Annotated in this window: 9 protein-coding genes; 5 read left to right on the top strand and 4 right to left on the bottom strand. The window is 41.1% G+C overall.

Annotated elements, in window-relative coordinates; all coding sequences use genetic code 11:
• Positions 1–328 precede the first annotated feature (328 nt).
• From LK416_12300 to LK416_12290, 3 genes are all read right to left on the bottom strand, one after another.
• Positions 329–1,684, bottom strand: a complete 1,356-nt coding sequence (locus tag LK416_12300; protein UEA74424.1) for an ArsB/NhaD family transporter — start codon at positions 1,682–1,684, stop codon at positions 329–331.
• A gap of 168 nt (positions 1,685–1,852) precedes the next feature.
• Positions 1,853–3,304: a 4Fe-4S dicluster domain-containing protein gene (locus LK416_12295; protein ID UEA74423.1), complete on the bottom strand. Its 1,452-nt coding sequence runs from the start codon at positions 3,302–3,304 to the stop codon at positions 1,853–1,855.
• Between the two features lie 82 nt (positions 3,305–3,386).
• On the bottom strand, positions 3,387–4,151 hold the full coding sequence (locus LK416_12290) for a YwaF family protein (GenBank protein ID UEA74422.1): 765 nt from the start codon (positions 4,149–4,151) through the stop codon (positions 3,387–3,389).
• A gap of 388 nt (positions 4,152–4,539) precedes the next feature.
• On the opposite strand from LK416_12290, the gene murC reads away from it, so the two are divergent.
• From murC to LK416_12265, 5 genes are all read left to right on the top strand, one after another.
• Entirely contained in the window at positions 4,540–5,922 is a 1,383-nt protein-coding gene (gene murC, locus LK416_12285) for a UDP-N-acetylmuramate--L-alanine ligase (protein ID UEA74421.1), read from the top strand.
• Positions 5,923–6,222: 300 nt separating this feature from the next.
• The gene (locus tag LK416_12280) at positions 6,223–7,386 is read left to right on the top strand and encodes a DnaD domain protein (GenBank protein UEA74420.1); all 1,164 of its coding nucleotides are present in this window, start codon (positions 6,223–6,225) and stop codon (positions 7,384–7,386) included.
• Between the two features lie 20 nt (positions 7,387–7,406).
• A complete protein-coding gene (locus tag LK416_12275) occupies positions 7,407–8,411 on the top strand; it encodes an ATP-binding protein (protein UEA74419.1) in 1,005 nt (334 codons plus the stop codon).
• Between the two features lie 99 nt (positions 8,412–8,510).
• Complete coding sequence (locus tag LK416_12270) at positions 8,511–9,707, top strand: ribose-phosphate pyrophosphokinase (GenBank protein UEA74418.1); 1,197 nt, start codon at positions 8,511–8,513, stop codon at positions 9,705–9,707.
• A 510-nt stretch (positions 9,708–10,217) separates the two neighbouring features.
• Positions 10,218–11,201 carry a PD-(D/E)XK nuclease family transposase gene (locus tag LK416_12265; protein ID UEA74417.1) on the top strand — a complete coding sequence of 328 codons (984 nt, stop codon included), beginning with the start codon at positions 10,218–10,220 and terminating at the stop codon, positions 11,199–11,201.
• Positions 11,202–11,465: 264 nt separating this feature from the next.
• Here the strand turns inward: LK416_12265 and LK416_12260 are convergent, their stop codons facing one another.
• The gene (locus LK416_12260) at positions 11,466–13,169 is read right to left on the bottom strand and encodes an AAA family ATPase (GenBank protein ID UEA74416.1); all 1,704 of its coding nucleotides are present in this window, start codon (positions 13,167–13,169) and stop codon (positions 11,466–11,468) included.
• Position 13,170: the final 1 nt, after the last annotated feature.

The following is a 13,170-nucleotide window of genomic DNA, read 5'->3' as shown; positions in this document are numbered from 1 at the left end:
TTTATTCCAAGTTTTTCGTTAACTTCAAACGTAGTTTTAAAAACCACTTTACCTATAGTACCATATTTCACTTATCTGTCAACAGTTTTTTGCATTTCATTTTTACAAAAAACGGGGGAATTATAACTACAACCAGCTAATTATATATTGACTTACGTCGATTTCTATTCGCTGCATATGCCTGATTCGTAAATACTCCTGTGCCAACTCGTCCTTCGGACTCAAACAGGCACTCGTATTTACTGGCACTATGCATCTCATTACGAAATCTTTGGTAATGTCAATATATAATTAGCTGGTTGCAGTTATATTCCACCTTTATTATAATTTAGAAATATCGCAGATAGATGCAGACCATCGAGATCAGAATAACGATAACGGATGCCGGAGCCGATACCTTACAATATTTGCCCCAAGAGATCGGATGACCTTCTTTTGCCGCGATCGACATTCCGACAACATTTGCCGATGCCCCGATTGGAGTCGCACTTCCACCGATATCTGTACCCATTGCCAGTGTCCATGCAAGAACCGAGAGATTCACACCTGTCGATGCTGCCAGAGTCTTGATAACCGGGATCATGGTTGCGGCAAATGGAATATTATCTACAAATGCACTTGCGATCGCGGATACCCAGATAATAATGGCTATCATTACCTTGGCATTTCCATGGCTTACCTTCCCGATAAATCCGGCTGCCAGTTCCAGAATACCGGTCTGCTCCAGACCGCCGACTACAACAAACAGACCAATAAAGAAAAGGATCGTCTTATAATCTACATTTTTTAAAATATGTCCGATATTCTTTCCTGATGTCAGAAGAACCAGTATTGCTATAAACAGACCGATAAATGCAACTGTCAGTCCGGTCTGTGCATGTGTGATAAGTAAGGTAACCGCACATAAAAAGATCACACAGCTAATGGCAAATGCCCGTTTATCCGTGATCGCAGATACCGGTGATGGATGATCTTTCTCCGAAGTCTGTGACGCCGAAGATGCAGTGAGTTCTTTCCTGAAACAAAAATAAAAGTAAAAAATAATAACCACCAGTGAAAGTACCGCCATCAGGCCGGTATTTGTAATAAAATCGAAGAACGAATACCGAAGGGATGTTCCGACAATGATATTTGGAGGATCACCACACATTGTTGCCGATCCACCCAGATTTGCGCAGAAGATCTCAGACAGGATCAGCGGAATCGGATTAAAGTCCAGAAGCTGCGCCAGTTCCACCGTAACTGCTGCTAAGAACAGGATAACCGTGATACTGTCAATGAACATAGCAAGGACAAATGACATGATCATGAATGTAATAAATATCGGAATGACCCTATACCGAACGGCTTTCGCGATCGTCATACATAGCCAGCGAAAGAAACCCGCCTTTGCCATACCTTCTACCATAACCATCATTCCCGCAAGAAAGATAATCGTGGCCCAGTTGATACCACCCGTACTCTCGGATGAGGCTCCTGCCTCATACCAGAACGAAAGTGTAAAAATGTTTCTGATATTTAATGTTTCAAGTATCGCATCCATGCTGTGCATTGCTACACCAAATACCAGAACAAGTGTTGCCAGTCCACATACCAATGTGATAACATGGCGCTCAAATTTTTCGGATATGATCAATCCAAACATAACTACAAAAATGGCAAGTGCCAAAATCTGTGCTACCATGAGTGTAACCTCCATCGAAAAAAATGCCGCCGGGCTTATTTTATGTTTCGTCTGGCGACATTTAATTTTCTTACTTTCTTCTTTATTTTCTTTTGTTGTTAATAGTTTCTGCTTTTCCCTGTAATATCGAAAGACCCCTCATCCGATATTACGATCACCTTCTTATAACTAACGGATCATGTCAACCGACTCTGCATTCTGTTTGTCCAGATTGTCCTTGATCAATATATCCGACGATTTCGCAAGTGCTGCGTTCCTGTCCCGCATTGCAAGATTCGGATCACGATGTCTTGATGGTCCACCGACACAGCCCCCTTCACATACCATACCTTCGATGAAGTCTTCCGGAAGTCTTCCGACCTTCATCAGCGTCAATGCTTTCTTGCATTCGGTTATGCCACTGCATTTGCATACGGATACATCGCCGGTACAGCCAAGTTCTTTCATACTTTCAAGAACTGCTGCGGTTACACCACCTGCATTTGCAAATTTCTTACCATAGATACTGCCCTGATCATCCGTATCTTCTTCCGGCTCCAGCTTTACCCCTTTTGCACGGAGCATCGCACGAATCTCACCATAAGTCAGTGCATAATCCGCAGTATCCTTTTCTCCTGACATGGATTCGGCTTTCTTCGCAATACATGGTCCGATAAATACAGTAACTGCCCCCGGGAATTTCTCCTTTATATAACGGGATACAGCACACATCGGTGATACTGTCTCTGAGATCGCATCCTTTAATGTCGGAAAATGCTTCTCTATATAGTTCTTAAATGCCGGACAACAGGAGGTTGTCTTCTTCTCACCCTTCTCCTTGGCTTCGATCCATTCCTTTGCCTCACTCATGGCAGTCATATCTGCTCCAAGTGATACATCCACAACATCATAAAAACCAATCTTCTTCAAAGCGGTTCTCCAGCTTGCCATCGTAATATCTGCACCAAACTGACCGATCGTTGCAGGTGCAAGCATGGCAAATACCTTAATATCCGAACGCATCTTCTTAATGATATCCACGATAAATGTCTTAGAACCGATCGCGCCAAACGGGCATTTGTGGACGCAAGATCCACACTGGATGCATTTGTCTTGATTGATCACAGCAATACCGGTACCATTATCGGCCACCGAGATCGCATCCACAGGGCAGCTCTTCATGCAAGGTCGTACCAGATCTGCGATCGCATTATAAGGACAGGCTTTTGCACACTGTCCACACTCTTTACATTTAGATGGATCAATATAGGACTTATCTCGTCCCATGCTGATCGCTCCAAACCGACAAGCCGCCTGACAGGCTTTGCCCATACACTTCTGACAGTTATCTGTTACTACATATCTGGAAATCGGACATCCTTCACAGGCAGAATTAATGACCTGTACGATATTTCCGTCATCTTCAGCACCCGGTGCTTTACCTTCCGCAAGCCGGATTCTCTGTCTGATAACCTCACGTTCCCTGTAGATACAACATCTAAACGCCGGCTGCGGTCCCGGAACCATCTTATAAGGAAGACTGTCTCTTTCTTCCTCCAATCGTCCGGCATACGCAAGCTTGGCAACTTCATACAATACTTCATGTTTTACTTTTAAAAGCGTCGCATCGTTTGTTATCATTTTTTCTCATTCTCCGTATTCTATCTTCCGTATACACAGTTCTTTCTGCGCATATTTTCTTTTATTATGACTTTTTTCTCAACTAATTCTTCCTATTAATGTATACCACATTTTTACCACAAAAGGAAGCGATTTTGTCCAGTATTCCATATATAACCAAAATACAAAGAATGACTGTAACGGCATATATGATCAAATATGGAACATAGCCATGCTGCAGATAGACAGACAGAAACGGAGAACCATTGGATGGGTAACAAAGGAACATAAAATTACAGCCCCAGATCCTGTTTATAACATAGACAGAAGGAACAACCGTAAACAAAAACAAAAAGATCTGCCAGATTCTTTTTATAGAAGGTCTGTATCTGCCGGATGTCAGAACAAGAACCGGAACAAGAACCAACAACCCATGTATCAGAAAAGTGTTAATGTGCATATAATTAAATAACGGATATCTGGTCCAGTCTGGAAATAACAGTGCTGCCATTGCACCGGGCATACTGATCACGCACATAATTTCTCCCAGAAATTCCCGGTGGAAAAATGCAAATCCCAGTTCCACAAAAATCGCCAGTCCGCACATCTCAAACGGAAGATATGATATCCCCATCTCCCCGATCAGTATAAGATAAAGATCCTTACCTAATTCCAGACACAGACATATCCCCGTCAGTATTTTCAGGATTCTGTCCTGAACAGCAGCATCTGCCTTTCTATAATAATAACCGGTCACTATACATACAAATATAATTCCAACCAGCCAGCCTATATGAATCCATCCAAATAATTGAAAACCACCATCTTGCGGCAGTTCATCCCAATATCGAAAAAAATCTCCAAACATACCATTATCATCTCCATAAATAATGCTTTTCATCCGATAATAAAAAGAAAAGAGCCACCAAAATGGTGGCTCCAAATGAGGGGGGAAAGGATTCAAATATATGAAAAGCTTTCATGATGTATGTTACAGTATATATGTGAACATTTCATGAACGATTTGTGAACTATTTATGTTTTTCATGTCAAAAAAAGCGACAAATTTCTGTTAATAATCACGGAAATCTGCCTATATTTGACATGATACCGTATAATTTTCTATTTTTCGTTTTCATTTTGTCCGCATCGCACACTAAATTCTGAACTTTTCAATTTTTATGAAAAAATAATCCACTCCTTTTTTATCTATGCTATAATACTCACAAATATTCTTTTCAGGAAGGCGAAACATCATGTATAAAATTGATTTTAATCATCCAATAAATGTACATTTTATGGGAATCGGCGGTATCAGCATGAGCGGTCTTGCAGAGATCCTTATAAAAGAGGGGTTCAAAGTTACCGGTTCTGATATGAAAGCATCCAATATGACAGATAAACTTTCGGACATGGGCGCTCTGATCAACATCGGACAGACCGCAAGCAACATTACAGATCAGATCGACCTTGTCGTCTATACAGCAGCTATCCATCCGGACAATGAAGAATTTCAGGCTGCAAAAGCTAAAAATATCCCAATGCTGACAAGAGCACAGCTTCTGGGTCAGATTATGACCAATTACAAATACTCTGTCGCCGTCAGCGGAACACACGGCAAAACAACCACAACCGCCATGCTTTCTTATATTATGTTAGAAGCTGATGTTGATCCGACAATCTCTGTCGGTGGAATCATTGATGATATCGGCGGAAATATCCGTGTAGGTTCTTCTGATTACTTTGTAACAGAAGCCTGCGAGTATACAAACAGTTTTCATGCATTTTCACCATATATCAGTATTATCTTAAATGTCGATGCGGATCATTTGGATTTCTTCAGTGGTATTGAAGAGATTGCTGAATCATTCCATACGTTTGCAACAAAGACACCTGAAAACGGAAAGGTAATTGTAAATGGTGATATGAAATATTTTGATACGGTAACAAGAGATCTGAAATGTCAGGTTATCACCTTCGGTGAAGACCCAAAGAATCATTACAGCGCCGCAAATATCCGTTTTGATGAATTCGGTCGTCCTACCTATACCCTCGTGATCGACGGGGAAAATATTACAGACATCACACTTCATGTATTCGGAAAGCATAATGTATACAATTCCTTGTCTGCTATTGCTGCTGCAACAGAACTCGGCATCGACATCGATGCGATCAAAGCCGGTCTGCTTCATTGCAAAGGTGCAGAGCGAAGATTCGAATACAAGGGAACGATCCTTGACAATGTAAAGGTCATGGATGACTATGCACATCATCCGACGGAAATCGCTGCAACCCTTGCTGCTGCAAAGAATACCGATTACCATGAATTATGGTGTGTATTCCAACCACATACCTACAGCAGAACTTACGCACTTTTCGATGACTTTGCAAAAGTCTTAAGTGTCTGTGACCATGTCATCGTTGCTGACATCTATGCAGCCAGAGAGAAAGACACAGGTCTTGTATCCTCGAAGCAGCTTGCAGAAAAGATCGCTTCCTATGGTACAGATGCGTTCTATCTGCCATCCTTTACAGACATTGAAAATTATTTATTAAAAAATTGCAAAAAAAATGATTTGTTGATAACTATGGGAGCCGGAAATGTCGATTCTATCGGCAATGAGCTTATTAAAAAATAATTATCCACATTATCCACAGAGCCAAATGAGCGACTTTTCCTCATTTGGCTCTATTTGTTTGTTTACATAAATTTTACCTGATATATACCGGAAAGTACCGAAGTTACCCACTTTTTCAAAAATATGGTATTAAATAATATTCGATCGATCATCTTTTCCACATTATCCACAAAATCAACATCTTTGTTCATTTTTCTAACCGACTATTTGTTCTATTTGCTTTTTAAAAAACTCATGCTATAATGTGAACGCTTCTTAAGTAATAGAAGTTTTTTTCAATGAAAGGCGGGAAAAGTTACCATGGACTACATTACAATTTCAACAGAATCAAAGGAAACATTTTCCCTGATATCAAATCATTTTATCGATTATTACATGACCGACGCAAATGGCGAATTTGTCAAAGTCTATCTATATCTTGTCAGACTGATGTCTTCCAAATCTCCGGTCTCGGTTGCCGGTATTGCAGATCATTTTAACCTTACGGAAAAAGATATCTGCCGTGCGATCCGGTACTGGATCAGCGAAGATGTACTGCGGCTGGAATATGATGCTTCCGGTCATCTGACAGGAATAACGCTGCTTCCTCTACATGAAAAGGACAAGAAAACGGATGATGCCTCTCTGTCTCTTGACAGCATTTCATTATTAAAGTTCCCTGAAAAGAAAGCAGTCACTCCTACTGCTCCTCCATTCAGTGAACCGGTACATACAGCAGTAACAGTACCAAATGCGAATGTAATTCAGAAGCCGACCTCTGAATTTCCTGAAAAGCAGCCATATTCTGCCGCTCTGGTAGCAAAGGCAAAGGCAGACGATGCATTTGCCGATGTTATCTTTGAGGCAGAGACTTATTTCCGAAAAGAATTATCAGTAAATGACATAGAAATTCTGATCTATATACATGACCAGCTTGGATTTTCCACAGAAGTAATGGAATACCTGATCGAATACTGTGTCAGCATCGATAAATTAGATCTGCGGTACGCGGAGGGCATCGCAAAGAACTGGTATAAGGCAGGCATTCATACTCTGGATGAAGCAAAAGAAGCCGCCGAAAACGGGACTCCCCTTTACCGTGCGGTATTCAAGGCTCTTGGAATCAACCGTAAAGCCCCTACCACAGGCGAGATCGCGTGGATGGACTCCTGGAATAAAGAAATGGGCTTTGATCTTCCTATTATTATAGAAGCCTGCAACAGGGGAATCGCACAGCATCCAAACGATGTTACATTTGCATATGTAAACGGAATCTTAAAGCGTTGGAAAAAGCAGGGCGTTAAGTCCATTGATGATATCGAAAAAGCAAGTAACCAGTTCCATGAGGATAAGAAAAAATCATCACAGAAAGCAAACCAATATACTGTCAAGCCAAATGCATTTAATTCTTTCCAGCAGAAGGATATGTCATCAGCCCTTGATGAAATGGAGCAATTGTTTCTTGATGAAATAAATTCTCGATAACGAAGGTAAATATACACATTATGAAGAATATAGATTATGATAGTATACTGTCGGGTCTGCAGCGAAAGCGACTGGAAAATGCGAATCTGACAGATACCCGAAGAAATGAAGTATATAACAGAATTCCGGAAATCAAAGAGATCGATCAGAAGATTGCAAGCTCTTCTATCCAGGCAGCAAGGAACCGAATCCGCAAAATAACTGTCGATACGGGCGACATCTCCCGCCGGAATAAAGCTCTGGCTGATAAAAAGAGATTACTTCTGAAGCAGCACGGATACCCTGAGAATTATCTGGAACCCATCTATGACTGTCCTCTCTGTAAGGATACGGGCTATCTGGATGGAAAGCCATGCAAATGCATGACGCAGCAGATCATTGATGAATTATACAATCAGTCCACGATCCGCAAGATTCTCGAACAAGAGAATTTCTCCACATTTTCACTTACCTACTACTCGAAAGAACCGGATGGCATTCACAAACATACGCCATACGAGAATGCATCGAATACACTGGCAGCTTGTAAAGACTATGTGGAACATTTTGAAAAATCCCATCCTGGCGTTCTGATCTATGGTGAAACAGGACTTGGAAAAACTTTTCTTTCCAACTGCATTGCAAAAGCATTACTGGACAAAGGACATACAGTTCTTTATCTGACTTCAATAAATTTATTTGAAAATATTTTATCAGGCATTATAATGGGTAATGTGCGTGAAAAAGAAAACATGGCACTTTACGATTATATATATAATTGTGAACTTCTGATCATTGATGACCTCGGTACGGAAGTGCCAAATACATTTGTCAATTCTCAGTTATTTGAGATCATTAATATGCGGAATAATCGTTCTCTTGCTACTCTTATCTCTACGAACCTGAGTATGCGGGAGCTTTCCGACCGGTATACCGAAAGAATCATGTCGAGGATTATTGGCGACTTCAAAGTGTTGCAGCTCTACGGAACCAATATCCGTTATACGAAACGAAAAGATATGATTCAGAATAAATCTTCTAATTGATGCCATTGCAGTCTTCTGCATTTGCATATATACTATCAATGATACTTACACTATAAAGTATCGGATCATTACACTATAAGATTATGGAGGATATTTATCATGCCAGACGATAGCAAATTAGAAACCATACCCGTGGGCAGTCTCGGAATCGTTGCTCACAAAAGTTGTACAGGCCTTGGTGAAAAGGTTGATCATTATCTCGTAAAATGGAGAGCTAACAGAGACAATGTACACAAAGACAACATTGTCTTCCACGGTTATGAAGCTGATACTTACCTGATCAGTGCCGATTGTCCACGTTTCGGTTCCGGTGAGGCAAAGGGTGTTCTAAATGAATCCGTTCGTGGTAAAGATATCTACATTATGGTTGATGTCGGCAACTACAGCTGTACTTATATGATGGCCGGCCAGCCACAGCGTATGTCTCCGGATGACCATTATGCAGATTTAAAACGACTGATCGCCGCTATGACTGATAAACCAAAAAAGATCACAGTAATTATGCCATTCCTTTATGAGAGCCGCCAGCACAAGCGTTCTTCCAGAGAATCTCTTGACTGTGCCGTTATGCTTCAGGAATTAAAGTCTTATGGTGTTGACAATATTGTGACATTTGATGCACACGATCCTCGTGTCGTAAATGCCATCCCTAAGAGTGGATTTGAAAATGTACGTCCAACCTACCAGTTCATCAAGACTTTGCTTCGTACTACACCGGATCTTGAGATCGACAACAACCACATGATGGTCATCTCCCCAGATGAAGGTGCTATGCACAGAGCAATCTACTTCGCAAACCTGTTAGGTGTAGATGTCGGAATGTTCTACAAACGCCGTGACTACTCACGCGTTGTTGATGGAAGAAATCCGATCGTTGCTCATGAATTTCTCGGTGATTCTGTTGAGGGCAAGGATGTTATCATCATTGATGATATGATTGCCTCCGGCGAAAGCATGATTGATGTTGCAAGACAGTTAAAGCAGAGAAAAGCAAAACGTGTTTACTGTATCGCTACTTTTGGTCTCTTTACAAAGGGTCTTGACGTATTCGACAAGTGTCATGAAGAAGGTCTGATCGAGAAGGTCATCACAACTAACCTGACCTACCAGATGCCTGACCTGTTCAAGAAAGACTGGTACGAGTCAGCCGATATGAGCAAATACATCGCTCTGATCATTGATCACTTGAATCATGATGCTTCTATCAGCGAGTTGTTAGATCCTGCTGAGCGAATCAACGCGCGTATCGCTGAGTATAAAGAAAAACATACCATCTCAGATAATTATGAGATGTAATTAATAAAAGCCCAAACCCCGCTTACTTCCAGCTCTATCGTAGGTAGGATTTGAAACGCGTTGCACTTTCTATTCGATTTGCACGCCTATTTGTCAGCAGTCGCCCAAACTCGCCTTATCAGGCTCAAACATGGGCTTAGTGCTGACAGCTAGTGCAAATCTCATAACGAAAGTTCCACTGATGTTTCAATTCCTACCTACGATAGAGATGAAAGCAAGCGGGGGTTTTGTGTTATGAGCATGGTTTTTGTCAATAATTCCAGTTGGAATTATTTGTAAAAAGTGCAAATTGTTACATCCAGACATACCATTTATTACATTTATGAACTTTTTCTTTTTATTTCTGGTAAGCTGACCTTGTCGACAAAAAAGGCGCCGGAAATTAAGAGGAAATAAATTTATGTACAATGAAAATAAAAACAATAATATCGTAAACACATCAGAATGTAACAGGTCAAAGTCTTCTATTACAAATATTAAACAGCTTTTCCCATCCCGAACCAACGATGAATGTCTATTAGAATTAAAGAAGAATCCATCGTTTACCGGACATATCTGAACTGGCCTGACAAATGGAAATCGCGCTTTCTCGAATTCATGGAAGGAAAGAAAAGTCTGCCATTAACCTATGATCCATTTTTTAAGAAGCTATTTAACCCGGATGTATACCCGGAACGATTATCACGACTGATCAGCAGTATTATCGGTACAAATGTAACCGTGAAGTGTATCCTGTCAAATGAAGACAGTATGCTGCCATCAACCTCTCTCCTACTTCTGGATATCATTGTTCAATTAGAAGATGGTTCAATCGCAAATGTCGAAATTCAAAAAATCCCATATACATTCCCCGGTGAGCGGATGTCCTGCTACTCTGCTGATCTTCTGCTCCGCCAGTACACCAGAGTAAAAGGGGAAAAGGGAAGTACATTCACCTATCAGGATCTGAAAACCGTTTATACGATCGTAATGTTTGAAAACAGCCCGAAAGAATGTAAAACTGCCGACCTGGCTGACATTTATCTGCATCACGGAAAAGCAGCATTTGATACCGGGATCGACCTTCGTCTTCTACAGGAATACTATGTCGTTGCCCTTGACGTCTTCCGAAAAAGTAAGTATTCTAAAGATATCAACGAACTTAACGCATGGTTATCCCTGTTAACGGCAACTACCATGGATGACCTTGCAGCACTGATATCCGACTATCCATGGATGGAGACTATCTGCATGGATATGTCAGAATATCTGTATCACCCGGAGGAGGTTGTTACCATGTTTTCTGAAGCATTACGAAAATTGGATGAAAATACAGTCAATTACATGATCGATGAATTGAAAAAAGAACGTGATGAAGCAGTCACCGCTTTATCTGAAAAAGATGCAGTAGTATCTAAAATGAGCGCTACTCTAGCCGAAAAGGATGCTACAGTCTCTGAAATGAGTGCAGAGATTGCCTCACTAAAGGCTCAGCTTGCAGCGTTAAAGAAATAGCAGTTCTTACTCCCATAGAATATAACAAAACCCCTGCCGGTTTCCAAGTCTATGATGGCGGGGATTGAAACACGTTGCACTTTCTATTCGGTTCGCACGCACATTTGTCAGCAGTCGCCCAAACTCGCCTTATCAGGCTCAAACATGGGCTTGGTGCTGACAGCTAGTGCAAACCTCATAACGAAAGTTCCACTGATGTTTCAATCCCCACCATCATAGACTCAGAAACCGGCAGGGGTTTTTTACATTTATTCTGTTATTCATTTACAACTCCACATAATTATATTCCATAGAAAGATCATCCAACATATCCCCAATGGCATTATTTGATGTGAATATAATGATCTGGTCAGTATCAATACGGCTCATGCAATAGAGCGCATTTTTCAGGCGATGTTCATCATAAGTTGTAAAGATATCGTCTACAATGATCGGCATACGGTCTTTGCAGAGAAGCCCTGCAATGCACAGCCGGACAGCCAGATAGATCTGCTCGATCGTTCCGCTGCTTAAGAATTCGATCGGCATATAATGATCGTCGTCAAATACTGAAATGTGCATGTTCTCATCCAGCTTCACGTCATTATATTTGCCATCTGTAATGATACTGACGATCTCCGAGATATTCTCGTTTAACTGTCCGCCAAAATCATTGTAAATATCAACCGATATATCATTGATGGTCTGGATCGCCAGATCGATCGCTTTCTGTTCCTTCTCCAAGACCTCGAATCGTTTCTGAAGCTCGTCACGTTTTCCTTTTAATTCATAATAGGAATCACGTTTTGCCATGGCATCATGCTCTTTGAACTTCAATAACTCAAGTTTTGCGTCATGCGCCTCCTGAAAATTCCGGTCAATCTCGATTCTTACCGTTCTCGATTCTGTTGCACGTCCAAGCTCATAAATCATCTGGTCAAATTCCTTTTCATCCGGTACGACATCCGGTCCATCGAAGAATCCTTTTCGGAATAAACCATCAATGATCGTAACTGCGACAAATGCAATCGTGCAGATTGTAAATAACTGCTGAATCGCTTTCTGGAAATTCAAAAGATGAACAGCAAGTACAACAGCTGCAACAACCAATACACCGGTCAACATAATGATCAAAATATTATCTGTTAACTTCTTCTTTTCCTTTGGCCGATTCTTTTTCTCGTCTTCCTCATCGTCAAGAGCTTCTACATCAAGGAAGATATGGCTTCTGGTTCGATCCTCGTCCTCATCCGGAATAGCGGCATCCTTTTCATTTACAAGCTGTCTTGCTTCTCGTTTCAGGCGGGCAATCTCCATATTATATGCATCCAGCTCTTCACGACGTTCTTCCCGAATCGCTTCCAGATCACCGTCTACATCACCCAATGCATCCATTTGTTCCCCTAACTGATCGATCTCCGCCGCCAGTTTTTTATTTTCAAATTTCCGTCTCTCGTTTTTCAGATAACGGATCGCTTCTGTCTTATCAATATCGGCATTTCGGGTCGTTGTCAGATTCACCACATAATTCCCGAGATCCTCTGCCAGTTCTTTGCCGGGTGCTGCACCATGCTCTCCGATACAGAGAGTATTTGTATAGGTGCTCTTATCCACATCAAACAAGATGCCCTTATAAGAATTCTGATTCTTAAGCTGGACTTCCTTTCCGGTATCAATCTCCGTCAGCGTCGCATTCTTACTGGTGCGAAGAAAGTTCCGCTCCAGAAGATAGCTTTTTTCATCTGTTACCGCATATGCTTTTCCGGAATACCCACCGCCATTTACCGGCTTGCGAAGTTCATAATTATCAAGTCGCGCACCGATACCTCTGGTCTTATCAATTCCATACAACATACCAACGATAAATTCTTTTACAGTCGTCTTTCCGGATTCATTTGCACCATAGATCAGATTCAAACCTTTTTTAAGCCGAATTTCTTTATTATTAAATTTTCCAAATTCCTTTAATAACAGCTTATTTATATACATG

The organism is Lachnospiraceae bacterium GAM79 (genome assembly GCA_020735665.1).
Taxonomy (GTDB): domain Bacteria; phylum Bacillota; class Clostridia; order Lachnospirales; family Lachnospiraceae; genus Coprococcus.
This window is presented reverse-complemented; position numbering and strand designations above follow the sequence as displayed.